At 60.5% G+C, this 26,299-nt stretch carries 23 protein-coding genes; 5 read left to right on the top strand and 18 right to left on the bottom strand.

All coding sequences use genetic code 11. From position 1 onward, the window contains the following. Positions 1-3: 3 nt before the first annotated feature. Positions 4-315, bottom strand: coding sequence for a type II toxin-antitoxin system RelE/ParE family toxin (locus WJU23_RS17995; protein WP_346333995.1), 312 nt, complete (start codon positions 313-315; stop codon positions 4-6). 360 nt (positions 316-675) lie between these two features. Between WJU23_RS17995 and WJU23_RS17990 the strand changes: the two genes are divergently transcribed. Continuing rightward, on the top strand, positions 676-2,460 hold the full coding sequence (locus tag WJU23_RS17990; protein ID WP_346333994.1) for a phosphoenolpyruvate carboxykinase (GTP): 1,785 nt from the start codon (positions 676-678) through the stop codon (positions 2,458-2,460). A gap of 129 nt (positions 2,461-2,589) precedes the next feature. After that, positions 2,590-3,192, top strand: a complete 603-nt coding sequence (locus WJU23_RS17985) for a nitroreductase family protein (protein WP_346333993.1) — start codon at positions 2,590-2,592, stop codon at positions 3,190-3,192. A 25-nt stretch (positions 3,193-3,217) separates the two neighbouring features. Here the strand turns inward: WJU23_RS17985 and WJU23_RS17980 are convergent, their stop codons facing one another. The 4 genes from WJU23_RS17980 to WJU23_RS17965 all read right to left on the bottom strand — a co-directional run bounded on the left by WJU23_RS17980 (position 3,218) and on the right by WJU23_RS17965 (position 10,991). Further along, positions 3,218-6,085: a PAS domain S-box protein gene (locus WJU23_RS17980; protein ID WP_346333992.1), complete on the bottom strand. Its 2,868-nt coding sequence runs from the start codon at positions 6,083-6,085 to the stop codon at positions 3,218-3,220. Between the two features lie 229 nt (positions 6,086-6,314). Further along, on the bottom strand, positions 6,315-7,853 hold the full coding sequence (gene malQ, locus WJU23_RS17975; RefSeq protein WP_346333991.1) for a 4-alpha-glucanotransferase: 1,539 nt from the start codon (positions 7,851-7,853) through the stop codon (positions 6,315-6,317). A 66-nt stretch (positions 7,854-7,919) separates the two neighbouring features. Next, positions 7,920-10,421 (bottom strand): serine/threonine-protein kinase, encoded by a 2,502-nt coding sequence (locus WJU23_RS17970; protein ID WP_346333990.1) that lies wholly within the window; start codon positions 10,419-10,421, stop codon positions 7,920-7,922. A 276-nt stretch (positions 10,422-10,697) separates the two neighbouring features. Further along, positions 10,698-10,991, bottom strand: a complete 294-nt coding sequence (locus WJU23_RS17965) for a hypothetical protein (RefSeq protein ID WP_346333989.1) — start codon at positions 10,989-10,991, stop codon at positions 10,698-10,700. Between the two features lie 108 nt (positions 10,992-11,099). Here WJU23_RS17965 and WJU23_RS17960 point away from each other — a divergent pair, with 108 nt between their 5' ends. Next, on the top strand, positions 11,100-11,813 hold the full coding sequence (locus tag WJU23_RS17960) for a hypothetical protein (RefSeq protein WP_346333988.1): 714 nt from the start codon (positions 11,100-11,102) through the stop codon (positions 11,811-11,813). A gap of 95 nt (positions 11,814-11,908) precedes the next feature. Here WJU23_RS17960 and WJU23_RS17955 read toward each other — a convergent pair whose 3' ends face one another. The 13 genes from WJU23_RS17955 to WJU23_RS17895 form a co-directional block, all read right to left on the bottom strand. After that, positions 11,909-13,141, bottom strand: coding sequence for an LL-diaminopimelate aminotransferase (locus tag WJU23_RS17955; protein ID WP_346333987.1), 1,233 nt, complete (start codon positions 13,139-13,141; stop codon positions 11,909-11,911). A 62-nt stretch (positions 13,142-13,203) separates the two neighbouring features. Further along, positions 13,204-13,593, bottom strand: coding sequence for a DUF3307 domain-containing protein (locus WJU23_RS17950; protein ID WP_346333986.1), 390 nt, complete (start codon positions 13,591-13,593; stop codon positions 13,204-13,206). Between the two features lie 52 nt (positions 13,594-13,645). Continuing rightward, complete coding sequence (locus tag WJU23_RS17945) at positions 13,646-14,314, bottom strand: hypothetical protein (RefSeq protein ID WP_346333985.1); 669 nt, start codon at positions 14,312-14,314, stop codon at positions 13,646-13,648. Further along, a complete protein-coding gene (locus tag WJU23_RS17940; RefSeq protein WP_346333984.1) occupies positions 14,311-14,901 on the bottom strand; it encodes a hypothetical protein in 591 nt (196 codons plus the stop codon). Before WJU23_RS17940 ends, WJU23_RS17945 begins: the two co-directional genes overlap by 4 nt. A 3-nt stretch (positions 14,902-14,904) precedes the next feature. Continuing rightward, a complete protein-coding gene (locus WJU23_RS17935) occupies positions 14,905-16,131 on the bottom strand; it encodes a hypothetical protein (RefSeq protein WP_346333983.1) in 1,227 nt (408 codons plus the stop codon). Next, positions 16,121-17,050 carry a hypothetical protein gene (locus WJU23_RS17930; protein WP_346333982.1) on the bottom strand — a complete coding sequence of 310 codons (930 nt, stop codon included), beginning with the start codon at positions 17,048-17,050 and terminating at the stop codon, positions 16,121-16,123. Before WJU23_RS17930 ends, WJU23_RS17935 begins: the two co-directional genes overlap by 11 nt. 346 nt (positions 17,051-17,396) lie before the next feature. Beyond that, positions 17,397-18,053, bottom strand: a complete 657-nt coding sequence (locus WJU23_RS17925) for a prepilin-type N-terminal cleavage/methylation domain-containing protein (protein WP_346333981.1) — start codon at positions 18,051-18,053, stop codon at positions 17,397-17,399. Further along, on the bottom strand, positions 18,028-18,450 hold the full coding sequence (locus tag WJU23_RS17920) for a prepilin-type N-terminal cleavage/methylation domain-containing protein (protein ID WP_346333980.1): 423 nt from the start codon (positions 18,448-18,450) through the stop codon (positions 18,028-18,030). The genes WJU23_RS17925 and WJU23_RS17920 overlap by 26 nt, the downstream gene beginning before the upstream one ends. Before the next feature lie 152 nt (positions 18,451-18,602). Continuing rightward, a complete protein-coding gene (locus tag WJU23_RS17915; RefSeq protein WP_346333979.1) occupies positions 18,603-19,040 on the bottom strand; it encodes a prepilin-type N-terminal cleavage/methylation domain-containing protein in 438 nt (145 codons plus the stop codon). A gap of 173 nt (positions 19,041-19,213) precedes the next feature. Then, entirely contained in the window at positions 19,214-19,660 is a 447-nt protein-coding gene (gene gspG / locus WJU23_RS17910) for a type II secretion system major pseudopilin GspG (RefSeq protein ID WP_346333978.1), read from the bottom strand. A 77-nt stretch (positions 19,661-19,737) separates the two neighbouring features. Next, a complete protein-coding gene (locus tag WJU23_RS17905) occupies positions 19,738-20,982 on the bottom strand; it encodes a type II secretion system F family protein (protein WP_346333977.1) in 1,245 nt (414 codons plus the stop codon). A 356-nt stretch (positions 20,983-21,338) separates the two neighbouring features. Next, entirely contained in the window at positions 21,339-23,057 is a 1,719-nt protein-coding gene (locus WJU23_RS17900; protein WP_346333976.1) for a GspE/PulE family protein, read from the bottom strand. A gap of 188 nt (positions 23,058-23,245) precedes the next feature. Then, positions 23,246-24,133 (bottom strand): AraC family transcriptional regulator, encoded by an 888-nt coding sequence (locus WJU23_RS17895; protein ID WP_346333975.1) that lies wholly within the window; start codon positions 24,131-24,133, stop codon positions 23,246-23,248. Positions 24,134-24,246: 113 nt separating this feature from the next. Here WJU23_RS17895 and WJU23_RS17890 point away from each other — a divergent pair, with 113 nt between their 5' ends. Both WJU23_RS17890 and WJU23_RS17885 read left to right on the top strand, forming a co-directional pair. Then, the gene (locus WJU23_RS17890) at positions 24,247-25,107 is read left to right on the top strand and encodes a phosphoenolpyruvate hydrolase family protein (protein ID WP_346333974.1); all 861 of its coding nucleotides are present in this window, start codon (positions 24,247-24,249) and stop codon (positions 25,105-25,107) included. 85 nt (positions 25,108-25,192) lie between these two features. Then, positions 25,193-26,230: a sugar phosphate isomerase/epimerase family protein gene (locus WJU23_RS17885; RefSeq protein ID WP_346333973.1), complete on the top strand. Its 1,038-nt coding sequence runs from the start codon at positions 25,193-25,195 to the stop codon at positions 26,228-26,230. Positions 26,231-26,299 lie beyond the last annotated feature (69 nt).

The following is a 26,299-nucleotide window of genomic DNA, read 5'->3' as shown; positions in this document are numbered from 1 at the left end:
CTTTTACTCAGACCATCCCGTCACCCTGTCTCGCCAATATTCAGGACGCCGTTTGTGATGCATGATGCACAAAAAACTCACATGCTGGCGGCTTTCATCATGCTCATAATAAAGCTTGTAGGGGAACCGGTCCAGCCGGTAAACCCTGACGCCGTCGCCAACGGGTTGATATCGCACGGGATCTTTCATCACGGTGTCCATGGCATTCTCCATCGCAACCAGAAACCTCTCTGCCGCAAAAAGGCTGCGTTCTCCATACCAATGAGCGCTGTCGTGAAGTTCTTCCTCCGCCTTCGGATGGAGATCTCGCGTCATTCCTGGATGGTTATCAAGGATTCCCGAACTCGCCGAAACGCATCTTCCACAGGGACCCCCTTGATCGCCCCGGACCGCATCTCATAGAGGCGGCATCTGGCTTCCTGCACCTGTTCCTCCTCAACCTGTTGATAAGTGGACGCGCTGACAATGAGACGTTCCACAAGATTCATTCGGGAATCTTCACTGAGGTGGAGAGCTTCTTCAAAAATGCTGTCAATCGTTGCAGCCATAGTCCAGAACATACCACCGGCCTTGTGAGAATCAACTTCCGTCCCTGTTTTATCCCAATCACAACAACGGCACATACAAAGCGATTTCGGCACGACCCCTGCGTGATAAGCTGGCCCCAACCCCAATATGACTGCTAACACGAAACTTACATCGTGGATCGAAGAGATCCGCACCCTCTGCCAGCCGGATGATGTCCGCCTGTGCAATGGCTCCCAGGCTGAATACGACGAACTCTGCGCCCTCCTCGTCACCAACGGCACCTTCAAAAAGCTCAACGAAAAGAAGCGCCCCAATTCCTACCTCGCCTGGTCAGACCCTAACGATGTGGCCCGCGTGGAAGACCGCACCTACATTTGCAGCACCCGGAAAATAGACGCTGGTCCGACCAACAACTGGATGCCGCCAGCGGAGATGAAAGCGAAGCTGACCGCCCTCTTCACCGGCTGCATGAAGGGCCGCACGATGTACGTCGTCCCCTTTTGCATGGGTCCCCTTGGCTCCCCCTTCTCCGTCATCGGCGTGGAAATCACCGATTCCCCTTACGTCGTCGTTTCCATGCGCATCATGACCCGCATGGGCCAGCCCGTTCTGGACCAGCTCGGGGATTCCGGCACCTTTGTCCCTTGCCTCCACAGCGTCGGCAAGCCTCTCGCTCCCGGTGAGGCGGATGTGTCCTGGCCTTGCAGCGACACCAAATACATCGTCCATTTCCCGGAAGAGCGCAGCATCTGGAGCTACGGCAGCGGCTACGGCGGCAATGCCCTCCTCGGTAAAAAATGCCTCGCCCTGCGCATCGCCAGCGTCATGGGCCGGGATGACGGCTGGATGGCGGAGCACATGCTCATCTGCGGCGTTGAAAGCCCGGACGGGCGGAAAAACTACGTCGCCGCCGCCTTCCCCAGCGCCTGCGGCAAGACCAACTTCGCCATGCTCGTCCCGCCCGCCTCCTACCTGGAGCAGGGCTGGAAGGTCACTGTAGTAGGTGATGACATCGCCTGGCTCCGTCCCGGCCCCGATGGCCAGCTTTGGGCCACCAACCCGGAGGCCGGCTACTTCGGCGTCGCCCCGGGCACCTCCTGGGATTCCAACCCCAACGCCATGGCCTCCTGCAAGGAAAACACCATCTTCACCAACGTCGCCCTGACCGACGATGGCGATGTGTGGTGGGAAGGCATGACCAAGGAGCCGCCCGCCTATCTCACTGACTGGCGCGGCGAGATGTGGGAGCCGGATTGCGGCCGCCCCTCCTCCCACCCTAACAGCCGCTTTACCGCCCCCGCTGCTCAGTGCCCCACCATTGACCCCGATTGGGAAAAACCCGAAGGCGTCCCCATCTCCGCCATCATCTTTGGCGGCCGTCGCGCCACCACCTTCCCTCTCGTGTTTCAGTCCTTTAACTGGACCCACGGCGTCTTCCTCGGTGCCAACATGGGCAGCGAGACCACTGCCGCTGCAGCCGGCACCGTCGGCAAGGTCCGCCGCGACCCCATGGCCATGCTCCCCTTCTGCGGGTATAACATGGGCGACTACTTTGCCCACTGGCTGCACATGCGCAAAAACATCAAAGAGCCGCCCCGCATCTTCCATGTGAACTGGTTCCGCAAAAGCGCCGAGGGCAAGTTCCTCTGGCCCGGCTTTGGCGAAAACATGCGCGTCCTCGAATGGGTCGTCAAACGGTGCCGGGGCGAGGCCCGCGGGCACGAGACCGAGCTCGGCTGGATGCCCCGCTACTCCGAAATCAACTGGACCGGCCTCGAATTCACCCGCGAGCAGTGGAATGAGCTCATGCACTTCGACAACCGCGAATTCCGCCAGGAACTCCTCAGCACCGAAGAACTGTACCTCGACCTCTACGACGACATGCCCAAGGAACTCTACTACCAGCGCGAGCTGCTGGCTGGACGAGTCTAACAAGATTTACCACCTCGCCGCCAGCCTTCGAACTCTCGGAGATGGCGGCTTTTTCATGCCCCAATCCGATCATTTCACCATTCCCAAACGTCTGCCACCGGCGTAAAACACTCCGCTCACCCATCTCCCATGAACACTCTCGAAGCCATCGCCGCCCGCCGCGCCATCAAGCATTACGACCCCACCCACCGCCTGACAGAGGACGAGACCCGTCAGCTTCTTCAGGCTGCCATGCAGGCCCCCACGGCCTTCAACATCCAGCACTGGCGCTTCGTCAACGTCACCGATCCGGAACTGCGCAAACAGATCCGGGCGGTGGCCTGGGACCAGGCGCAGGTCACGGATGCCTCTTTGCTTCTCATCCTGTGTGCCGACCTCTCCGCCTGGAAAAGAGACGCCGCCCGCTACTGGAAAGACGCCCCCCAGCCCGTGCAGGACATCCTCGTCCCCGCCATTGACGGTTATTACAAAGACCGCCCCCAGGTCCAGCGGGATGAGTGCATGCGCTCCACCGGCCTGGCAGGGATGACGCTCATGCTGGCGGCGAAGGCCATGGGCTACGACTCCTGCCCGATGGACGGATTTGACTTCGATGCTGTCGCCAAGCTGATCAAGCTGCCGGACGACCATGTCATCTCCTTCATGATCGCCATTGGCAAAGGCACCCAGCCGGCCTGGCCGAAGCCTGGTCAGCTAAGCTATGACGAGGTGGTGATCGAAAATACGTTTTAGTCTGAAGAGAAACCGCGCAGACCGGTTACCGTTTGGCAATCACCTCGCGCAGGGTTTTCAGGAGAACTTCGGCGGTGTAGGGCTTCGGGATAAAATGCTTCACACCGGCATTCGCGGCCTTGGCCACCATGCCGTTCGCATTCAGGCCGCTGGCGGCAATGATGCAGACGCCCGGATTCATGCGAAGGAGGACCGGGATCATCGTGGGACCGTCCATGATGGGCATCATCATGTCTGTGAGCACCACGGCCACCTCAGCTTTGTGCATCGCGTAGATGGCGATGGCCTCCGCCCCGTCGGTGGCCGTCAGCACACGGTAGCCAAAAGCCAGCAGCGTCTGCTGGGTGATCTCCCGCACGGCGGCTTCATCATCCACCACCAGGATCAGTTCCCCCTGGCCGCGCGGCAGGGGTGCTGATATATCAAGGGTCGGGAGCCGCTGGGCGGATGAGCTCACAGCGGGCAGATGCAGCAGAAAGCGCGTACCCACGCCGGGCTCACTCTGGACCTGCATGAAACCGCCATGACTCTTGACGATGGCCAGCGCCGTGGAAAGGCCGAGCCCCGTGCCCTTGCCCAGTTCCTTGGTGGTATAAAAGGGCTCAAAGATCCGCTCCAGCACCGAGGCCTTCATGCCCTCTCCGGTGTCTTCCACCAGAATCTGCACATAGCGGCCAGGGGTGGCCTCCAGGTGCATCGCCGCGTAGTGCTCATCCAGTTCCACATTCTTACCCGAGATCGTCAGCGTACCGCCATAAGCCATCGCATCCCTGGCATTCACGCAGAGATTCACCAGCACCTGGTGAAGCTGCGTGGCGTCCCCCTTCACCTGCCACAAGTCCGCCGCGATCTCACTGCGGACCTGGATGTTTTTCAGGAAGGTTTCGTTGCACATTTTCTCCACTTCTTTGAGCAGCGGCAGCATGTCCAGCTCCAGTTGCTCCCCCTCCACACCGCGTGCAAAGCTCAGCACCTGCTTCACCATGTCCGCCCCCCGCTGGGTGCTCTTTGCAATGGTATTCAGCACGTTCATCCGCGTGTCATCTGTCTCAGTCAGCTTCAGAAGCTCAATGGACATCAGGATGGGGGTCAGAGCATTGTTAAGGTCATGGGCGATGCCGCCCGCCAGCGTTCCAATGCTCTCCATGCGCTGGGCACGGAGAAACTGCTGCTCCAGGTTTTTACGCTCAGTGATGTCCGTGGCAATGCCGGCCAGTCTCACCAGGCCCCCAGCCTCATCCCGGATCTGAAAACCCCGGTCATAGATCCAGCGCATGGAGCCGTCCGGCCGGGTGATCCGGTATTCCATGCTGATCTTTGGCTCGTCACTGGCCAGGCTGGCAAACTGGACCGCCACCCGCTGCCGGTCCTCCGGCAAGATGGATTCCTGCCACTGCCCGACTTTCCCATACAGCGCTGCCGCCTCCTGTCCCCAGATCTGTTCATAGGCCGCACTTACATACTGCAGCGTCCCTTCTGGGGAGGTGATCCAAAACACATCCGTCATGTTTTCCACCAGTTGGGTGAATTTTTCTTCACTTTCCCGGCGGGCGTCCTCTGCGCTCAGCCTCTTCGCCTCCTTTTCCAGCGCCTCAATGGCGAAGGAAAGGTCATGCGCCACAGTCACCAGAAGCCGGACTTCATCTTCTTTAAAATACCCCGCTTCATCGGCAAAGACGACAAGCGCTCCCACCGTCTCACCAGCAGTTTTCAGCGGAAATGAGGCCGTGGCCTGGAAGCCATGCCGGAGAGCCGCATCACGCCAGGGCGCCATGCGGGGGTCAGAGCTGAAGTCATTGCAGACATTGTACCGGCCATTGCGGATGGAGGTGCCGATGGTCCCGTGGCCCATCGGCTCATCCCTGGAGGTGATCGTGAGACCTTCCAAATAATCCCCCTTCTGCCCGTAGCTGGCCACGGTCCTTATGCTGCCGGATTCACCCTCCACATGCACCACCATGGCCATCTTCAGCAGCCCGTCCTCCACCAGGATGCGGCAGGCTTCATCATACAGCGGCTGCAACTGCTCCGCCCTTACGATCGCCTCGGCGATCTTGCTGAGCACCGCATAAAGCCGGTTCATGCGGTGCAGACGAAATTCGGCGAGCTTGCGGGCGGTGATGTCTTCAAAGACGGAAATAAAATACTTCTCCTCCGCGATGACATCCTTCGCCAGGGTGGCGACCAGATTGACCCAGACTAGCCGGCCATCTTTGCGCCGGTAGCGCTTCTCAACTGAAAAGACCGGCATTTCCCCCTTCAGCATTGCCTTTCTGGCCTCCTCGCTCCCGGTTTGTTCCTCTGGCAGGGTCAGATCCTGGAACGTCAGCCCAAGCATTTCCTGGCTGGAGTATCCAGTGATATCACAGAGCTTTTGGTTAACCCGGAGAAAGCCTCCGTTCATGGCCACATGGGCCATGCCCACGGCTGACTGTTCAAAGGTGGCCCGGAACCTCTCTTCACTCTCCTTCAGGCGGTTTTCCGCCAGCCTGCGTTCAGTCACGTCCACATGCATCACCACCGCCCTCCGGTGCCGCTGCTCATTCAAAGGGGTCGCCGTCAGCCGGAACCAGCGCCTTTGATCCGGTGAGTGGCAGGGATATTCGATGCTGAATTCTGGCAGATCCCCACTAAGAACCCGGCGGATGCCCTCTGCGGTTTCGGCCGCCTCTTCAGCATGGGCTCCGCAGGCATGGTCACTCACCTCCAGGTAGTTCATGCCCACGCCATATCCTTGCGCCTGCATACCATTGTCCGCAGCAAACCGGCGCCAGGATTCATTCACGGCCAAAACAATTCCCCGCCTGTCCAGCAGCGCGATGTGGGCGGGCAGGGCATCCAGAATGGAAGACTGCCACCCAGAGGAAAGAGGCAGTGGATTCCTTGGAATCATAGTGGCGGATTTCACTGGAACGCAGTCGGTCAAAAAATCATTGGATTATGGTAATTTTTGTCACCGCAAAAAATATCCTTGATTTTCGCCCAGACTTCAACCTCCCGGATGTCATCAAAATGACCCCCGGTGTAGGAATGGGTGCAGCCCTGCTTCCGCTGCTTCAGGTCCCCAAACCGTCTCATGACGTGATAAGGAGTGAGGCCTCAGATCGGACGGATGGCGGTGTTTACTGCCTGCCGGATTCCTGGGTGATGGCGAGCATGCGGGCTTCCATCTCCGGGCTGAGCTGGTCCCAGGTGAACCGCCAGCTCCAGAAATCCCCCATCTTGCCAGGGGTGTTCATGCGCGACTCACTGCCCAGGCCCATGAGGTCCTGAAGAGGGGCCACGGCCATGCGTGCACGGGATTTCCAGACAGCATGAATGAAGTCCCAGTGCAGGTCATTGCCATCCGTGCCCGTATAGCCCAGGATGGTGCGGCGCTCGGCCTCCACCTGCTCGGCAGTGCGGGTGGTATCCTCCCCCACACCGCTGTTAAAGAGCCCCTGCACGGTGTCATTGTCATGCGTGCCGGTATAGGCCACGCATTCATCCGGATAGTTCTCCGGGATGTAGTCTTCAGAAAGCGTATCCGCGCCAAAAGCGAACTGCATGACTTTCATGCCAGGAAACCCATGGCGCAACCGCAGCTCGGTGACGTCCGGGGTGATGATGCCCAGATCCTCAGCGATGACCGGGACATGGTCTCCCATCTCTCCCTTCAGTGCCTCAAACAAGGCGTCTCCGGGGGCACCCACCCAGCGGCCATTGACTGCCGTGGGTTCACTGGCCGGGATCTCCCAGTAGGCGGCAAAACCGCGAAAGTGGTCAATGCGGACGATGTCCACCATCTCCAGCGTCTTGCGCAAGCGGGACTTCCACCAAGCGAAGCCTTCCGCTTCGTGCGCGCTCCATTTATACAGAGGGTTCCCCCAGCGCTGGCCGGTGGCACTGAAGTAATCAGGCGGCACACCGGCGACGGTGACCGGGCCTCCATGCTCATCCAGCTCAAAGAGGTCCGGGCGTGCCCAGACATCCGCACTGTCATGCGCAGTGAAGATGGGGATGTCCCCGATGAGGCTGATGCCCAGCTCCTGCGCCCGCGCATGCAGCTTCTGCCACTGGCGGAAGAAGAAGAACTGCTGCGCCTTCACTTCCTCGATACTCTCCTCCAGCCGCACCATCGCCCCGGCGATGGCCTCCGGATTCCGCATGGCCAGCTCCCTGGGCCATTCATTCCAGGGCCGGCCACCGTTCTCGCCTTTGATGGCAATGAACATGGCATAATCCTCCAGCCAGTCAGCCTCCCGCTCACAAAAGGCTTCAAAGGCATGCTTTAACAAAGGACTGGCACCGCACTGGGCCAGGAAGCGCTGACAGGCGAGCTTCAAAAAGGCGCTGCGCACTTCCTCCGTGGCAATGAAATTGACCTTGTGGTCTGGAAACGCCGGAATCATGGCCAGGTCTTCCGGTTTCAGCACCCCGTCCTGGCGCAGCGCATCAAAGCTGATCATCAACGGATTTCCTGCAAAACTGGACAGGCTTTGGTAGGGTGACGCTCCATAACCGGTGGGGCCGAGGGGGAGCATCTGCCAGAGCTTCTGCCCCATGCGGTGCAGGCGGTCCAGCCACTCATGGGCCTCCGGCCCGATCTCCCCGATGCCGAACCTCCCGGGCAGTGATGTTGGATGCAGGAGGATGCCACTGGAACGCGGGATGGAAAACATGATGTGCGGGACGGATAGGACGGAGGTTGGCCGGGTCAACCACCAGCTAGCACAAAGCGGGCCTGATTACTTTTGCACCACGCCCTGGGCTGTGATGGTCTTCCACTCCAGGATATCGTCCTGAAAGGCCAGTTCGCCTGTGGCTTTCTGCCATTTTTCACACGCGGCTGTTAAAATGCGGCAGATGGACCGCATGAAGGGCGGGTCACTGGTCACGGCAGGCTCATTCTGGGAATGCTCCCAGAGCAGTTCCGCATCCCGCAGGACATCCGCATGCAGGCCCAGGGCGGACTCCAGCCGGACAATCTGGGAAAGCTCATAGAGCCACTTGCCACGGTCCGTGTTAAACAGCCGCTCCTTCTCCATGCACTCCCGCCGGTAGGCCAGCGCACCGTCCAGGTAGCCAGCCTTTTCCCGGATCTCCGCCGCTGCCCGCAGGGCGCGCGGAAGCCGCTGGTCGTTGCCCTGGCTGCGGCTGATGAGGATGGCCTCATCCGTGGCGCGGAAGGCATCCTGGACGCGGTCCGTCTTGATGTAATGATTGGCCACCTCCATCCAGCGGTCAATCAGGGAGTACTGATCGCCCCCCTGCCGGCTGGTATTGATCTGGATGCACTCCTCCAGCAGTGAGGCGGCTTTCACATAGTCCTTCTGCTTGGCTTTGACACGGGAATAGGAACGCAGCAGCAGACTGCGGGTACCATCCGTGGGAGGCAGAATCTTGAGGGCTTTTTGCAGATTCATTTCCGCCTCTTCGCTTTCGCCAATGCTCAATTGCAGATCAGCCACAAAAAGGAAATTCAGCGCTTTCTGACGGGCATCTTTCGCCGGCGCGGCCACCAGTTCACTGCGCATCAGATCCATGACCTCACGTTTCCGTCCCTGGCGGGCCAGCTCCCGGGCCTGGAAGCGCAGGGTCTCCTGGCGTTGCTCCGTATAAGCACTGCCCAGGGACTTCCAGATCTGGTCCAGGGACCGGTAGATGCGGACCGCCTCATCCTTGTCCCCGATGCTGGAATAGGCCCGTGCCATGAGCTGCCCGGCAGCGAGCGTACGCGGATCTTTTTCCCCATAGAGACCGGCGGCCAGCTCATGCTGCCGCCTGACCAGCGGCAAGCCGCTGCGGTTGTCCCCCATGGCCATCATCACCTCCGTGAGCCGCCCCAGCAGATCAATCTGCAGAGCGGGATCGGCATTGAGATTCTCCACTTCGTGGACGCTTTCGTTCAGTGCCAGCCTGAGTGCTTCCGGGTTTTTCCCTTTGCTGACAAAATCGCCAGCCTGGCTCAAAAGCCGGGTCAAATAATCGGTCAGCGCCTGGGCCTTGTGAGACTGGGCCTCCGCTACGGTTTGCAGCCGCTGCGCATCACGGCGTGCGCGGGATTCCTGCATGAAAGCATAGGTGCTCACCCCGGCGAGCATGACCAGATTGACCCCGATGACCGTGCCCAGGGCAAAGGCGGTGCGGTTGCGCCTGACCAGCTTTTGAAAACGGTACCAGCGGTCCGGCGGCCCCGCGCTCACCGGCTCGTCATCCAGATGACGCTGGATGTCATCCGCCAGCGCCGTGGCGGAGTCATAACGCCGCTCTGGATTCTTTTCCAGGGCCCGGGTGATGATCCAGTCCAGGTCCCCGGCCAGCTCCTCCTGCTTGCAGGGGGAATGCTTGCCCAGGGCCTGCCGCTGACGTGCCCGCAGGCTGGGCCGTACAGGCTCCACCTCATAAATCCGCTGCAGCATGGCGGTGAGCGAGGACTTTGGCCCTGCCGTATCCGGCTCCAGCGGGGCGGCGCCAGTCAGCATTTCATATAAAATGGCCCCCAGGGAATAAACATCCACGCGCACATCCACCACCTCCCCGCCCAGTGCCGCCTGCTCCGGTGCCATGTATTCCGGTGTGCCTATGACCATGCCCCGCATCGTGCAGGCCATGCTCTCCGCCAGGCCGGAATCCTCCGTCAATGCCTTGGCAATGCCAAAGTCAATGATCTTGGCCACCGGGCCATCGTCCCCCTTGGCCACCAGAATGTTGGAAGGCTTCAGGTCCCGGTGCAGCACCGCGCGCTGATGTGCATGCTGCACCGCGCGGCAGACATCCAGAAAAAGCCGCATCCGCTGGCGGCGGTCCAGGCCCGCCTCCTCGCAAAAGGCCGTGATGGGCCGCCCCCGCACCAGTTCCAGCACGAAATAGGGACGCCCTAGCGGAGTGCTGCCCGCATCCAGCACCACCGCAATATTAGGATGCGACATCCGCTCCAGAGCCCGCCTTTCCGCACGGAAGCGCGCCAGTACCGCAAGCGAATCCATGCCCGGCCGGATCACCTTCATGGCCACCGACCGCCGGATAGGCTCGCTTTGCTCTGCCTGCCAGACAATGCCAAAACCGCCTTCGCCCAGCTTTTCTCCCAAGGTGTAGGGGCCAATCACATCCCCAGGCTGCTCCAGCAGCCCCTCAGACAGGCCATCAGCACCAGCATCCAGGGCCAAATCCAGCATCGCCAGCGCGTTATGCGTCGGCGGGATCAGCAGATCCGATGAAGCCGTAGCTGGAGGATTAGCGTGACTCATGCGTTCTTCATTCCAACAAGCATTCAATTCGGCAAGTCGTCAAGACGGGACCTTCCCCTGCATGATCATGTATTTATTCTTGAGTTTTTATCCTATCATATACCGTTATGGCACTTGGCACCCAAGCCGAGAAGCCGGAAGGCACAAAAAGACATAGGTGGATAGGGTGAAATAACATGTCTTTTATCTTGAAAATGGGGACTTGTTTGCGAATTGCATGATCGCATGCCATCAAGAACTCAACTTACTCCTTTCGTCGTAGGATATTTTTATTTCTTAAGCTTCAGCAAATGGCTGGCGATCACTTTGCTGACAGTCCACACCGCCTGCGGTGAAGAACAAACAAAGCTTCAGCAAGCTCTTCCACAGTATTACTGGACTTGGAAAGGCAACGAGTTTGAAACTTTGGTCGTTTTTCAGCCAGATGGCACCTTGATGACGAGGGAGAGAAAAGTGAGCCAGTGGACATCCCTTGATCCCCAAACCGTCCGGGTGACTTTTCCCACCCAACAGAGCATTGATCTCAGGTTCACTCCCGATTTGATGGCATTTGCGCAAACGGGCGGCCAAGGAACGGTCATTTCCGGCCAGCGCGGACAGCTCAGAACCGTCGTAACGGGCAATCCACCGGCCGCAAATTCTCCCGCTGCCGCTCCGCCAGCTGGCGACCCTGCCCAAATGAAGCTTTCTAAAAACTGGGTGCCTCATAACATCCATGTGCGAAAGATTCTTCTGAACAACCTGGAGTTCTACAGTCTGGCGGTGCTGGGCGGGAACGCCGCTGCCGAACCCGCGATCCCGGACAAAATCTGGGGGCCCATCGCCTGGCGGATGCCGCTGCGGGATGCGATGAAACTCCTCCCTGCCGGTGCCCGCAGACACCGCGAAATGCGCATGGCCAATCTGGCTTTCCCCCGGGATTCCCTGCATATCACCACCATGGCAATGGACGGCCGGGTGGTATTTGAAGACCATTGCAACCGTTTCAAATACCTCAGCTTCATATGCGACACGGAAAGCTGTGTCATTGGCATTCAGCTTGTCGAAACCAGCCCCAAAACAGTCAACTGGCCATCGCCCGGCCCCAATGGCATTTTGGAACCTTATTACAACTACATTGAAGACCGCTACAACGGCAGCTCCGGCAACTGTGTTCCTTACCAGATTGTGGATGCTGGCCGGGGGGTCAAGATGATCAAAACCGTACTCTTCAATCAACCGCAGATGTTCTTGCCGCACGGCCCAGGAGAATGCCCTGGCACGGTCTCCCTCCAGGCGTATGCATCACGTCCCTACCTGGAAAACGTCCATTGGTATTTGACTGCCCCTCTGGCCAAAAGCCTGCTCGAAATCGTGGCCAGCGTGCGCAAATCAGGCCTGGATGACCAATGAAGCTCAAACTGCGGCGACATTCCACGACCTCCTCGGGCAGACCGAAGCCTGCCCGAGTGGCTTGTATCAATCTCTGAGACCGCTGCTTCCCCCACTTACAGCACCGCGATCCGGCGGCAGACTTCCTCCACATTGGCACGGCTGTTAAAGGCGCTGATGCGGAAGAATCCTTCGCCAGCACTGCCGAAACCACTGCCAGGAGTGATAACCACATTGGCTTCATGGAGCATCTTGTCGAACATCTGCCAGCTCGTCACGCCCTCCGGGCAGCGCACCCAGACATAAGGGGCGTTCACACCGCCAAAGACGGTCAGCCCGGCATTCTGGCAGGCTTCCACCAGCAGCTTCGCATTGCCCATGTAATGCTCGATGAGGGCGGCCACCTGGGCCTTGCCCTCGGCGCTGTAGATGGCCTCGGCTCCTCGCTGGACGATGTAGCTGACGCCGTTAAACTTGGTGCTGTGGCGGCGGCTCCACAGGGGATGCACGGCCAGTTTCGTTCCGTCCTTCTTCTTGCCCATCAGACCTTTCGGGATCACCACGATGGCGCAGCGCACGCCGGTAAACCCGCCATTCTTGGAAAAGCTGCGGAACTCGATGGCGCAGTCGCGCGCCCCTTCGATCTCAAAGATGCTCCGCGGCACTTCCGGGTCCTGAATGAAGGCCTCATAGGCGGCATCATAAAGAATGATCGTGCCGTTGGCGCGGGCATACTGCACCCAGGCCTCAAGCTGCGCGCGGGTGGCGGTGGCACCGGTGGGATTGTTAGGATAGCAGAGATAGACCAAGTCCACAGGCTCGCTTGGGATCTCCGGCACAAAGCCGTTTTCAGCCGTGCACTTCAGGTAATGCAGACCCTCATAGGCACCGGATTCATCCGCCTCGCCGGTGTTGCCGGCCATGACGTTGGTGTCCACATAAACAGGATAAACCGGGTCCGTGATGGCGATTTTGTTGCCTGCTCCGAAGATGTCCAGGATGTTGCCAGTATCACACTTGCTGCCGTCTGAGATGAAGATCTCATCCGCCTCCACATGGATGCCGCGGGCCTTGTAGTCGTTATCGGCGATGGCATTGCGCAGGAAGTCATACCCCTGCTCCGGGCCGTAGCCGCGGAAGCTGTTCCGGTCGCCCAGTTCATCCACCGCCTGGTGCATGGCGGCACGCACCGCCTCAGGCAGCGCCTCAGTCACATCGCCAATCCCGCACCGGATCAGGCGCTTGGCAGCATCAGCATTGGCCTCGGTAAAGGCCTTCACCCGGCGGGCGATTTCTGGGAACAGGTATCCGGCTTTGAGCTTGAGGTAATTTTCGTTGAGGTAGGCCATGGCGATGAAAAGGGGGCGTTATTGTGGCGAGCCACCACGCCGATGCAACGGCGAAGAGAGCCTCAGAGCATGCCTGCCCAGGCGATGCCAACATAGGCCATCTTGCACAGGACATGCAGGACCTGGTCCTGGTTAAATGTGGTCAGTCCTTCGCACTTGGCCACGTCAATGGCCCAGTGAATGACAAACTCCACCGCCCCCAGCAGCGCTGAACCGGTGATGAGCCAGACGGCCCCCGCATGGATGAGGCAGTGCACCGTCATGCACACCACCCAGATGCTCTGCGGGCGCGCGGGATCCTGCATCCGGATCAGAAAGCGCCGGTTCTTGCCCGTGGCCAGATACTCGCCCTGCAAGGGAAAGTCGGCCACTGCGTGGCCGATGCAGAGGGCAAACAGCACTTTCAGTGCGCTCAGCCATTCGAGTGGGGGAAACTCCACGAGTTCAAACATGACGAACAATTTTCACCCTCCCCCGCGCGCTGGCAACCTGAAAATCAAGCCTTCACGGCGGCGGCAGCGGCACGTCTCCGGGTGGTGCCGGCGGGGGCAAAAGGGGAGAGGTCACCCCGCCAGGGGGCGGTCCGGCAGCCCCCGGCGGCACCCGCGTCTCCAGCGCAGACGCGGGCGGCGCGGGTGCCGGGGCCACTTCGCCAAAGCTTACCCAGCCGGCCTGGTCGCCCTTTTGCAGCTGCACCCGCGTCTTGTCCATGGAGGCTCCAGGGGTGACCTTGCGGATCTTGATGCCCGCCTCGTTCTCCTCGTCAAAGCGCGCCTCGGAGATCAGCGACGTGGCCTTGTCCACCAGCACGGCCACCGTTTTACCATCCAGCTCATAGATGCCCGTGAGGGAAAGCGAGTCCGTGAAAATGGGTCCAGCAGGCGCATCCGGCGAAGGCAGATCACGCGTGGTGAAAAGGGACTTCTCCCACAGCGGCGCATAATGCGTGAGGTCTGGAAATGGAACGGGAGGAGGAGCAGGTGCTGGCTCCTGGGCGGCCAGAAAGGAAGTGACCAGAGCAGCAAGGCCTAACAAAAAGAATTGCAAATCGCGCAGTGCTCTGAGCTCAGTTCCCAGAGCACAGCGAACGAGAGGAGCGCGGACACTCCTGTCCGCATCGAACAAACCGGACGCGCAGCGTCCCATTTTCTCATCTCTGGAGCGCGCCCTCATCCCTCCCCCCCTTTCATCCCCGTTATCTTCACCGGAGCCTCACGATAAAACTGCGTCACTTCCACCTCGGCATTGATCGTCTTGTCCTTACCGCTGGGGTTCATCAAAAGGCGCGTCACGCCCAGGAAACTGCCCGGCTGCTGCACCGCGTGCATCCAGGTGAAAAACGCCTTCTCTTTGGCCAGATTGATGGTTAGGCGTACCGTCGCCGTATCGAAGAAACCGCTGGCTTCCTCCACCGGCAGGCCGTCCGGCCCCATCTCCCGCTGGGTCTCCATGAACTCGCGCCCGGCCAGGGTCAGACCGGCTTTCTCCGCCTCGCGCTGGATCACCTCCAGCAGGCGCGTGGAGGCCTCCTGGCGGGAGGCAAAGGCGGGCGCATTCGCGTCCAGCCACTCGCTCTTGCGCTGCCAGTCCGCCCCCTGGGTGATGGCCATGTTCATCTCCACCAGGCGGTCCCGCAGGCGGTCCGTCTCCTCCGTGATGCCCTGGTAATGCCGCAGGCCAAAGGCCAGCCCGCCACCGCCCACGATGACGAGGAAGAGCAGGGCAAAGAGGCCTAACAAAATGCGTTCACTCCGTTTCATGGCCTAGGGTTTCACGCCTCCCTTCAGCTCAAAGGTGGCGCTGTTGTCACTGGCAATGGTGGGCGCAGGAGTCTCCCAAGTGTAAAACATCAGCCCGTTCACGGCCTGGATCTCCTGCGCATACTGCAGCGCCATCGAGGGCGATGGCGTGCGCCCGCGCAGCAGCACCTGGTCTGGCTGCCATTCAAAATGTGTCATGGAGACCTCCCCGGCCGCCTTCGGCACCTGGCACTCCAGCAGCACCTGCATGGGGAAGTGCGCCGGGTCCACGGCGGGCGCCGCCTCCAGCCAGCTGCGTTTGTGATCCAGCACCTGAGAAGCCGCCGGCGTCAGCTCCGCCACGCGCTCGCGCAGCAGGTCCCGCTCCTGCGTGGCCAGGGCAATGAGCACCGCCATCACCGCCACCGCCGCCGCCACGGCAAAGCCCGCCGTCAGCGCCAGCATCCGCGTGCGCGCGGACCGTGCTGCCTGCTCGCGCGCCTTCAGGATCTCCGGCGGCACCAGCGTGCTGCGGCCCGGCTTCGGCATCAGCGGCGCAGGCCTCGGTATCCGCAGCGCAGGCAGACCCGTCACCTTTTTCACCTGCTCCAGATTCCCCTCCTCCTCCAGCCACAGGATGATGTTTTGCACCTGCCCCAGCACACCTTGAAAACCGAGCTGCAGGCACAGGTGGTTCACCTCCCCCAGCGCATGCTCATCCAGATCATGAGACGAAAGCGGGCTTGCATAGACCATCTCGCTGCCGTTCGTGATCACCAGCACCAGTTTGCCCAGTTCGCGATAGATCACCATCGCATCCGGTGGCAGCGGCAGGCAGTCCGCGCTTAGCAGCACCTCATCCGGCAGCCGCCCCGTGTCCCAAAGCGGCGCATGGCCCTCCTTCAGCGCCGTCATGCACACCAGAAAAGCGCCATCCCGCTGCGCCACAGGCCGCACTTGCAGGCCGTTTGGCAGATCCGTCACCGTCACGCCCAGCCGCTCCAGATGCAGCGCCGCCATGTCCCGCAGATGCGCCTCCGCCCCCTGCAGCCAGGCGGGCAGCACCCACACATGACCCAAAGGCAGCGCCAGCAGACGCGTCATCATTTCCTTGCCAAACCCCCCCGCCACGCCCGGCCCATACTCCGCCACCCGCGTGCACACCCCGCCCGCCGGGGCCGTCCAGCGTTCCCAGCCAGCAGCGCCCGGCATCAGCAGGTCTTGGGTGGATTTTCGGGGTTTAGAGGCCATGAGGGGGAATCTCGCCGCGCCAGAGCGCTTTCTGATTTTGAGTGATGAGCACCCAACGACGCCGAATATCACCGAACTGGCCACTACTTTCAATGCGCCGTATCGGTCCGTTGAACTGAATCCACTGCGTGAGTTGCTCCACGATGAGCGGCTGAAACACCCCCAAAAGCTGCGCCACCTGCGGCACCGAGGCCAGTTTCACATCATCCTCCGTGCCCTGCATCCCGTCCAAACCGGCCCGCAGTGTGAGCAGCGGCCCCACCCTTTCCATCGGCACATTCGCCAGCAGCGCGATCAGCTCCGGGCGCGCATCATTCACATCCACACGCCCGTCCCCATACACCGTGAACCACTCCCGCCAGTCCGGCCTCAGCGCGTCCAGCTCCGCCATGCCGCGCACCAGCCGCATCTCCTCCACCGCCTGAAACGGCCGGTTAAAAGGCATCCCCTCCAGCCCCGCCTTTTCATACTCCCGCGACTCCGCCCCGTTCAGGCTGATGTGCGAGTCCGCATCCACCCAGTCCTTCAGCGCATCCCGCAGTCCCGCCGCAAAGTCTGGCTCCAGCCCCCAGGCGGCAAAAAGCCTCGGCAGCAAAACCCGGTCATCCATTTGCATCAGCACATTGATGTTCAGCCGCGCCTCTTCTGCCACAATCTTGACCTCATACCAGCCCCCTTCAGCGCTCGTGTAGCGCAGCAACGGATCATGCAACGGCAGCCCCGGATGCCGCCCGATCTCCAGTCCCATGTGCGCCATCCGCTTCGCATACGTCCGCCCCCGCATCTGCCGCGCATACGCCGAGTCCGCCTCCAGCGCCTTCGCCCCCGCATAGATCACCAGCCCCAGCACCGCGATCATCCAGAACACCGCGATCAACGCAGAGCCCTGGCGACGGGGAGTGATGGAGTGGAGGATCATGGGGCGGGGTTCAGTATTCAGTATTCAGTGCTCAGAAGTCAGGAGTGCGGGCAGGTTCTCTTATACAGGATTAACAAGATTTCAGGATTAACAGGATTTTGATTTCAAGCCTTCAGCACATTCTCTGCATCCGTTATTTCACACTTCTAGTTAGTCCCAATCCTGATCAAAATTCATCCTTCTAAATATCTGTGTAAATCTGTGTCATCTGGTTAATCCTTCCCCGTCTGAAATCTTGTTAATCCTGCAATCCTGTTAATCCTGTCAAAAAAAACGCCCCCCTGCCCCACGCCCATTCCGTCATTCGTTCCCGCATGCGGGATCATTCGTCATTCGTCATTATTTGTCACCCACTCGGCACCGCCAGATCATCCGCCACCCAAAACGTCGCCTCATGTTCTCGCGGATCCTCTAAAAAGGAAAACTCCAGCTTCATAAACAGCGGCGGTTTCTCACGCTTCTTCGCATCCCAGCTCGTGTACCAGCGCTTCTCCACCGGATCATAAAAAGATGTCTTGAACTCCCGCAGCCCCGTCAGCAGCGGCAGCGCCGCGATCTCCTCGTAATCATCCAGCGCCGTCGGTTTCTCCAGCTTCTTCAAATGGCGCACCAGCAGCATCAACGACTTCGGCTTGTCCCCCTTCACCGTCGCGAACTCCACCGCATCCGCCCGCTGCACCGATGGCGTCCAGGCGAACGGTGACGGCCCGCCCTCCACCAGCAGCGTGCCCGCCGCACCGCGCTTCACCTTTTCCAGGCCCGAGCTCAGGCGGATCGTGGGCGGCACAGATTCCAACCAGTCGCGCCATTGATGCACGAAGTTGCTCACCCGCAGCTCCGCCGTCCGCGCGCGGCTCATGGAAGCACTCAGCTTCAGCGCCCCATCCGCCACCCCATACACCCCACCAATGATGAGCGAGATCAGCGCCAGCGCGGCGATGACCTCCAGCAGGGTGAACCCCTTCCACGCCTTTCGGCTACGGACTGTGCGGTGAATAAACATACGTTTCCATGCGCCTCTTCAGCGACCGATTGAACCCCGTCTCCAGCCACGCCTCCGCCTCCACTTTAAACATGCTGTCCAGCTCCGTCTTGTCCTTCGTGATGAGCTTCACTTTCACAATGCTCGCGCGTGCATCCACCCCGTCCGCGCTTTTGGGAAAGTTCACCGTCGTCTCCTTCAGCGCCGGCTGATGCGCCACCTCCGCCAGCACCGATTCCAGCACCCGCAGCACCTGCGCCTCCTGCCGCGACTGCTTCGACGTCTGCGCAATCTGGTCCAGCGCCCGCGTCATCCCCACCGCCACAATCGAAAATAATGCGATGGCGAGCACAATCTCCAGCAGCGCAAAGCCCTGCGCAGCCACAGAGAGAGGAGCGCGGACACTCCTGTCCGCCATCGAAAACCCGGACGCGCAGCGTCCCACTTCCTCTCCCTCTCCCATGGATCGCCCACTCCCCACCCGCGCATTCACCTCCACATTCCGGCAATTACCCAAATGCAAAAGACTTCCCCTCCTTCTCGTTAGGCCACATTTTGAAAAAACCATCTTCATGACTTCACCCGCACCTCCTTCCTCACCGCCACACCCGTCAGCGGATCAAACTCCAGCTCAATCTCCCCCGCCTCATTGCTCACCCTTACCGACACCGGCTCACACACCCCCGTCGGGCTAAAGTCCCACACCTCCCCCTTCTGCGGATTCCGGAACGCCCGCTCCCCCACCCGCCGCACCTGCACGCGACCGTCCACGCCCAGCCCGCCCGCCAGGTCCACCCGCACTGCCCTTTGCTCCATCACCGCCTCCAGCAGCGATCCACGCGCCCGCGCTTCCACCTGCGCCGCCATCTTTTTCAGCCGCGCCTCCCCCTGCACCCCCGCCATGCTCAGCGTTGCCACCCCCAAAATCAGCACCCCAATCGCCATCGCCACACACACCTCGATCAAAGTGAAACCCGAATAACAAATGCCCCGCGCCGGAGATCTCAATCCCCTGCCCGGCCCATCCAAATTCAAGCTATCTTTTAAACACATCATTAGTTATCCAAATCCCTTCCTGTAAATCCTGCCAATCCTGTAATCCTGTCTAAAAAAACCGCTCCCCTGCCCCGCGCTTCTATCGCCTTCCTCTTTCTGCTTTCAGCTTTCCCCTTTCTACTTTTTTAGAGGTCCCAGTTCCCAATGTCATCCCCCGTATCCGCCACCCCATCCGGCCCGGCCGAGTACACATCAAACCCGCCCTTGTCCTTCTGGCCTGGGCGTTTGTAGTGATACGGGTTCCCCCAGGGATCCAGCAGCAGCTTCTTCAGCTTCGGCGTGTAGTTCGTCGGGGCCGGGCGGGATGAAGGTTTCTGCACCAGCGCCATCACCCCCTGTTCCGTGCTGGGCAGGAACATGTTGTCCGTCTCATAGCTGCGCAGCGCCGCCGTCAGCGTGTTCAGGTCCGCCTTCACCCGCGTCTTCTTCCCCGAATCCAGCACCCCCACCAGCGACACAATCCCCGCCCCCACCAGCAGCGCCACAATGCCCAGCACCAGCACCATCTCCACCAGCGTGAAGCCGGAGGTCTTACCATGGATGATTCTTGATTGATAATTTGTTATCTTCATGTGGGTCACTTTTTAAATTTCTTCTTTTTCTTTCTGCTTTCTGCTTTCTGCTTTCAAAATTTCTGCTTTTTCTTCTCCTACCCGCTCATCCCCGAGATCGTCTGGAAGATCGTCGTGATCATCAGATACGCCATGATGCCCACCATGCCCGCCATCAGGCAGACGATCATCGGCTGCACCATCGCGCTGAGTTTTTCCACCTTCTGCGCCAGCTCGCGGTCGAACCGCTCCGCCGCTTTCGACAGCGCCCCGGACAGGTCGCCCGTCTGCTCGCCCACGTTCACCATGTCCAGCAGCAGCGGCGGAAACAGCCCGCTGCGATCCAGCGCGCGCGACAGGCTCACGCCCTCTCCCACATGCCGCATCACTCCTTCAAACTCCACGCGAAAATGCGGATTCTCGATCGCCTGATGCGTGAGCTGCATCGCCTGCACCATCGGCAGGCCGCTGCCTAACAAATTGGACATCGTCTCCAAAAACTGCACATAAAAACGCGCCTTCAGGATGTTCCCAAACAGCGGCAGCCGCAGCAAAAACCGCGCCCACGGCACCTGCGATTCCGGCCTTTTCAGCCACCCTTTCACCGCCAGATAAACCACAAACCCGCCCAGCAAAAGCATCCACCACGTCGCCTTGAACACCTCGCTGAATTTCAAAATAATTAGCGCCCCCAGCGGCAGCGAGCCGCCCGTGGAATCCAGCAGCTCCGTCAGTTTCGGGATCAAATACACCACAAACAGCAGCGTCACCGCCACCGCCGCCGTCACCAGAAAGGCCGGATAAATCAGCGCGAAAGCCACCTTCGCCCGCAGCGCCGCCAGCGACCGCAGATACACCACCTGCCGCCGCAGGATGGACGGCAGCGATCCGCTCGCCTCCCCCGCCGCCGCCAGCGCGCAAAACAGATGCCCGAAGCTGGGGCTCGTCGATGCCACCGCTTTTGAAAACGGCATCCCGTCCCGCACCTTCGCCCGCAGCACCGTCGCCAGCGTCTTCACGCTGGAGAGCTCCCGCCGCCTTTCCATCGTCGCCAGCGCCGGCTCCAGCTGAATCCCCGCGCCGAGCAGATCGGAAAGCTCCTCCGTGAACAGCACCACCTGCGCCAGTTTCAGCCGGATCGGTCCTCCCGGCATCGCCGCCGCCGCACTGCCCCGCGCCGTCGCTGCCGAGACCTCCCGCCCCGCTCCCCCCGCCTGCTCCAGCTTAAACGGCTGCAATCTCTGCCGGCCTAACAAACTCATCGCCTCCGCCCGGTCCCCAGCCACCACCTCCCCGGTGATGACACCGGACGGACTGTGCGCGCTGTAGGAAAAAGTGGGCATGGTGTTAAAGCGGAGCGCGGACACTCCTGTCCGCATTTAAAAATCTGGACGCGCAGCGTCCCTCTTCAGTTCAAAGTTCAAAGTTCTCAGTTCAAAGTTCAAAGTCAGGCCAGGGGTCAAAGGAGGTGATTCATACAGGATTAACAAGATTTCACGATTAACAGGATTTTGATTTTAGGTTCTTCAGCACGCTCTCGGCATCCAACATTCCAAACTTCCAGTTAGTCCCATCCACATCCAGCATTCATCCTTCTGAGTATCTGTGTTCATCTGTGTCATCTGTGGTTAATTCTTCCCCGTTCTGAAATCGTGTTAATCATGAAATCCTGTTAATCCTGTAAAAAAAGCGGTGCCCCTCACCCACCATCCGGCCCCCTCTCCACCGCCGTCACACTCAGCACCTCCTCAATGGTCGTCTCCCCCACGAGCACCTTTTCAAAACCATACCCGCGCATCGGCACATAACCATCCTTCAGCGCCTGGCGATGAAACTCCGCCGGGTGCGCGCGGATGTTGATCAGGTGCTGCAAGCCCCCCGTCATCTGCACCGCCTCATAAATGCTCAGGCGGCCCTGGTAGCCGCTGCCCCGGCAGGCCTCGCAGCCCACCGCCCGCATAATTTTTCCTGATGAATTCAATGGAAATCCAATGCTCCTTAGATACTCCGGCTCCACCTCCGCCGGGGCCTTGCACAGCGGGCAGAGTTTCCTGACCAGACGCTGCGCAAAAAACGCCCGCACCGCGCTGCTCACCAAGAAAGGCTCCACTCCCATGTCCACCAGCCGCGTGATGCCGCCGATGGCGTCATTCGTGTGCAGCGTGCTGAACACCAGATGCCCCGTCAGCGCCGCGCGGATGGCGATCTCCGTCGTCTCCAGATCCCGCATTTCCCCCACCATCACCACGTTCGGATCCCCGCGCAGGATGCTCCGCAGCCCCGTGGCAAAGGTCAGACCGATCTCCGGCTTCACCGCGATCTGCACCATGCCCGGCATCTTGTACTCCACCGGATCCTCAATCGTCACAATTCGCCGGTGCGTCTGGTTCATCTCGCTCAGGAAGGCATACAGCGTCGTGCTCTTGCCGCTGCCCGTCGGCCCCGTGATCAGCACAATGCCGTTCGGCTGCTTCAGCAGATCCAGCACCAGCGGTTTCATGCTTTCCGTTAGGCCCAGCCGTCCAATCGTCATCGCCTGTTGTGAAAGCAGCCGCAGCGAGATGCTCTCCCCCTCCACGCTCGGGATCGTCGCCACACGCACGTCAATCGGCAGGCCGTCCAGCTCCAGGTTGATGCGCCCGTCCTGCGGCAGGCGCTTCTCCGCGATGTCCAGCCGCGCCATGATCTTCAGCCGCGCGATCACGCTGGATTGCAGGCTCTTGATGTTCTCCGGCACTGGCAGCTCCTCCAGCCGTCCGTCAATGCGGTAGCGGATGCGCAGGCGGTCCTGCTGCGGCTCCACATGGATGTCCGTGGCCCGCTGCTCCAGCCCGCGCCGGATGATCTGGTTCACAAACCGCACCACACTCGCCTCCTCATCCTCCGGCTCGTCCAGCACCGTGATCTCATCTCCCACCTCCTCCGCGCCCCAGTCCGCCCGGCCGCGCAGGATCTTTTCAAACGTGTCCGCACCCAGCCCGTAAAGCTTTTGCAGCCCCTCCACAATGCGTGTGCGCTGCCCCACATGCCACACCACCGGGTGGTTCAGGCTGGCCGCCACCCGCTGATGCGTCACCAGATTCAGCGGATCAAAAGTCGCCACATGCAGCCGCGCCTTCCCGTCCTCCCCGCGCTCCTCCAGCGACACCGGCAGCAGCCGGTGCCGCAGCGCGATCTCCGCCGGCAGATGCCTGCGCAGTCCCGGCTCCCCCGGCACATCCCCGCCCCCCTCCCACCACGGCAGCGCCAGCGTGTGCGCCAGCGCCATCAGAAAATCTCTCTCCCGCACCCCCTCACAATCCAGCACCCCCTCCACAAACGACATCTGATTATAGCACGCCTCCTCCACCGCCGACTGCACCGCCGCACTGCCGGCGCAGCCCGCTTCCGCGAGGATCTGGTGGATAAGAGGCATCATGAAGAAAGGTAACGGCAGGGGCGAAAACGAGGACTTTGGCATTTATCCAGACTCAAAACCGTCTGGCACAACCCAATAATTATGGTTATTATCATAAAAATCAAGAATTAAATAAATCCGAACCTTTCGTTTTTCCTGATGAAATAGAGGCCTACCCCTTCATCGCCCTGATCTGCAATGCCTCAGATTCAATGCGCCATTTTTGACCGGTGCTCGCTTGGCCGCCAGCCGATCCATTTTTTGAAGGTATTGCTGAAAACAAAGGGATTTTGATACCCAACGGTGTGGGCCACGGTCTCCACCTTCAGATTCGTCGTGGCCAGCAGCTCGCAGGCTTTTCTCATGCGCAGCCAGGTGACGTGGTGCATCGGCGTGCGGCCCAGCGCACGACGGCACAGGCGGCGCAGGTGCTCGGCACTCACATGAGCCTGGAAGGCCAGTTCATCCAGGGTCCAGTCACGCCCCACATCGGCGGCCACCATTTCCCACACGCGCCAAAGGCGGTCATCCTGCTGCCAGGGCTGGGCAAAGCGCTCCACATAGCTCTGAATCAGCTCCACCCAGTGAAACATCGCCGCCGGCTTCGCCTCGTGACCGGCTTCTTCAATGAGCCCCTCGATGGCATTCCAAAGCGCCTGCCCCTGGAAGGCCGCCATCTGCGGGGAGCTGCTGTTAAGAATGGGCTTCTGCTCCGGCTGCTGCTCGTAGCGCACCCAGCAGCAGCGCCAGTCCTTCCCCTTCACCGCCTCAAAGGCGTTCACCATGAAAGGCGGCAGCGCCACGGCCATGCCCGCGCTGCATTTCTGCCAGCGCCCGTCCACCAGCACCCGCCCCTCCCCCTCCAGGCAGGCCAGGAAATACAGGCCGCTCTGGTGCATGCGCACCACGCGGTAAGGGGCCCGCGCCGTCATCACGCCCGCATGGCAGATGCGGTGCGTTTTTAGCGTCCCGCAAACAGGCGCCCCGCGCAGCCAGGCGCGCCGGTCCGCCTCGCTGGCCCGCACCACACGGGATTCCGTCTCCGCTCCCAGCGTGTGCGTTTCAGATAGTTCGAGGATGGAAGAAGGACCGTGCATGAATGGAAGTTTGCGGTTGTTTGCAATTGTTGATGCTTCGCACGTTTGCAGTGGTTTAAACAACAACTGTAAACAATCGCCAACAATTGCAAACAACCGCTACCCTCACCTTTATGCCCAATCCCTGGACCGGAACCGGAAATCCCTACACGAAGCAGGAAGTCGTGGACCGCCTCAAAGCCACGCTGGCCAAAGGAGAGCCCATCATTGCCGCAGGCGCCGGCACGGGCATCAGCGCCAAGTTCATTGAAAAGGGCGGCGCGGACCTTATTATCATCTACAACAGCGGCCGCTTCCGCATGATGGGCCATGGCAGCACCTGCGGCCTCATGGCCTATGGAGACGCCAACGCCATCGCAATGGAGATCGGCGAATACGAGGTGCTCCCGGTGGTCAAAGAAATCCCCGTCATCTGCGGCGTCCACGCCACGGATCCCCGTCGCCGCATGTGGCATTGGTTAGGCCGCGTGAAGGAGATGGGCTTTTCCGGCGTGAACAACTTCCCCACCCACACCATCGTGGACGGCCATTTCCGGGGAGTGCTGGAGGAGACGGGCATGAGCGTGCAGAAAGAATTTGAAATGGTCGGCCTGGCCACGCGGATGGACCTCTTCAGCGTCGTCTATGTGGCGACACCGGAAGAAGCCATCGAGATGGCCAAAAACGGCGCCGATGCCATCATCGCCCACGTGGGCACCACAGTCGGCGGCAGCATCGGCGTCACCAATGCCGTGGTGAGCTGGGACCACACGGTTAAAATCACCCAGGACATCATTGATGCCGCCAAAAGCGTGAATCCCAACGTCTTCACCCTCACTCACGGCGGTCCCATCAACACGCCGAAAGACGTCGAATTCATCCTCAGCAAAACCACCGCCGACGGTTTCGTCGGGGCCAGCAGCCTGGAGCGCATGGGCGTCGAAGACTCCCTGACCACGCTGACGCGCGAATTTAAAAAGGTATCGAGAGGTTAGATTCCGGATTTCTGGCGGTCCGGATTCGAATTTCGGCGGCAATGATCCTGTTTGACGGCACGGACCTTGCACGAAAGGGTGGATCATGAACCGCCGCTGTCTCTTTTCTGCCATGCTGGCTACGGCGCTGCCGCTCCCGGCTGCGGAAAGGACAGACGCCGGGCGGCTGGGACTGGTGCTGGCCTCATACACGCATCGCTGGCGGGGCAAGTATTCCAGCTTCAAGATACCGCCTTTTAAAGATGCACTGGATGTCATGGACCACATTCGTGGCCTGGGATTTGGCTCCCTGCAGATGCCGGTGAATGACTGGACGCTGGATCTGGCCCGGCAGATCCGGCGCACCTGTGAATCCTACGGGATGGGCATTGAGGGCAGCATCCGGCTGCCGATGACGGAGGCGGATGCCGGCCGTTTTGAACGGGAACTGCGCACGGCCCGTGAGGCAGGCGTGACAGTGCTTCGCAGCGCGCTGGGCGGGCGGCGTTATGAACTCTTCACCCGGCGGGCAGACTTCGAAGCGTGGAAAACCGGCGCACTGAAAGCGATGGCCCTGGCCGAACCCGTAGCGCGAAAAGTGCAGGTAAAGATCGGCATTGAAAACCACAAGGACTGGGAGCTTTCTGAGCTGCTGGACGCCCTGAAAGGCCTGTCCAGCGAATCCATAGGAGCCTGTGTGGATACGGGCAACAGCCTGGCGCTGCTGGAAGATCCGCTGGCAGTGGTGGAAGCACTGGCACCGTATGCGGTGACGGTTCATCTAAAGGATGTGGCGGTGCGGGCGTATGAAGACGGGTTTCGAATGAGCGAGGTACCCCTCGGCACAGGCAGCCTGGACCTGCCAAAAATGATCCAGATCCTGCGGAAAGCGGTCCCTGGCATTCAGATGCACCTGGAGATGATCACCCGCGAGCCGCTGGACATCCCCTGCCTGCGCGAGACATACTGGGCCAGCTTTCCAGACAAGCCGGGACTGGACTTGGCCCGTACCCTGGCCTGGGTGCAAGCGCATGAGGCAGAAAAACTTCCGGACCTGCGCGGGCTTTCCAAGCTGGCGCTGCTCAATCTGGAGGAGGAAAACATCCTGGCGTGCCAGTCCCGTGCGACCGAACTGATGCGTTGAAACTGCCGCCCTGTGCCTGCTTCCGGGACAGCGGGCAGCGGTTCCGAGGCATTTAAGGGGGTTTTCGGA

Origin of the sequence: Prosthecobacter sp. SYSU 5D2, assembly GCF_039655865.1 — a bacterium.
In the GTDB taxonomy this organism is placed as follows: Bacteria; Verrucomicrobiota; Verrucomicrobiia; order Verrucomicrobiales; family Verrucomicrobiaceae; genus Prosthecobacter.
This window is presented reverse-complemented; position numbering and strand designations above follow the sequence as displayed.

Bases quoted from the DNA above. Each gene is read 5' to 3' on its own strand.
- WJU23_RS17935 (WP_346333983.1), bottom strand. From the start codon at position 16,131: ATGGCCTCTAAACCCCGAAAATCCACCCAAGACCTGCTGATGCCGGGC.
- WJU23_RS17960 (WP_346333988.1), top strand. From the start codon at position 11,100: ATGAAGCTTTCTAAAAACTGGGTGCCTCATAACATCCATGTGCGAAAG.
- WJU23_RS17950 (WP_346333986.1), bottom strand. From the start codon at position 13,593: ATGTTTGAACTCGTGGAGTTTCCCCCACTCGAATGGCTGAGCGCACTG.
- WJU23_RS17945 (WP_346333985.1), bottom strand. From the start codon at position 14,314: ATGAGGGCGCGCTCCAGAGATGAGAAAATGGGACGCTGCGCGTCCGGT.
- malQ (WP_346333991.1), bottom strand. From the start codon at position 7,853: ATGTTTTCCATCCCGCGTTCCAGTGGCATCCTCCTGCATCCAACATCA.
- WJU23_RS17990 (WP_346333994.1), top strand. From the start codon at position 676: ATGACTGCTAACACGAAACTTACATCGTGGATCGAAGAGATCCGCACC.
- WJU23_RS17955 (WP_346333987.1), bottom strand. From the start codon at position 13,141: ATGGCCTACCTCAACGAAAATTACCTCAAGCTCAAAGCCGGATACCTG.
- WJU23_RS17940 (WP_346333984.1), bottom strand. From the start codon at position 14,901: ATGAAACGGAGTGAACGCATTTTGTTAGGCCTCTTTGCCCTGCTCTTC.
- WJU23_RS17985 (WP_346333993.1), top strand. From the start codon at position 2,590: ATGAACACTCTCGAAGCCATCGCCGCCCGCCGCGCCATCAAGCATTAC.
- WJU23_RS17920 (WP_346333980.1), bottom strand. From the start codon at position 18,450: ATGGCGGACAGGAGTGTCCGCGCTCCTCTCTCTGTGGCTGCGCAGGGC.
- WJU23_RS17970 (WP_346333990.1), bottom strand. From the start codon at position 10,421: ATGAGTCACGCTAATCCTCCAGCTACGGCTTCATCGGATCTGCTGATC.
- WJU23_RS17980 (WP_346333992.1), bottom strand. From the start codon at position 6,085: ATGATTCCAAGGAATCCACTGCCTCTTTCCTCTGGGTGGCAGTCTTCC.
- WJU23_RS17885 (WP_346333973.1), top strand. From the start codon at position 25,193: ATGAACCGCCGCTGTCTCTTTTCTGCCATGCTGGCTACGGCGCTGCCG.
- WJU23_RS17890 (WP_346333974.1), top strand. From the start codon at position 24,247: ATGCCCAATCCCTGGACCGGAACCGGAAATCCCTACACGAAGCAGGAA.
- WJU23_RS17895 (WP_346333975.1), bottom strand. From the start codon at position 24,133: ATGCACGGTCCTTCTTCCATCCTCGAACTATCTGAAACGCACACGCTG.
- WJU23_RS17995 (WP_346333995.1), bottom strand. From the start codon at position 315: ATGACGCGAGATCTCCATCCGAAGGCGGAGGAAGAACTTCACGACAGC.
- WJU23_RS17925 (WP_346333981.1), bottom strand. From the start codon at position 18,053: ATGTTTATTCACCGCACAGTCCGTAGCCGAAAGGCGTGGAAGGGGTTC.
- WJU23_RS17930 (WP_346333982.1), bottom strand. From the start codon at position 17,050: ATGATCCTCCACTCCATCACTCCCCGTCGCCAGGGCTCTGCGTTGATC.
- WJU23_RS17905 (WP_346333977.1), bottom strand. From the start codon at position 20,982: ATGCCCACTTTTTCCTACAGCGCGCACAGTCCGTCCGGTGTCATCACC.
- WJU23_RS17900 (WP_346333976.1), bottom strand. From the start codon at position 23,057: ATGATGCCTCTTATCCACCAGATCCTCGCGGAAGCGGGCTGCGCCGGC.
- gspG (WP_346333978.1), bottom strand. From the start codon at position 19,660: ATGAAGATAACAAATTATCAATCAAGAATCATCCATGGTAAGACCTCC.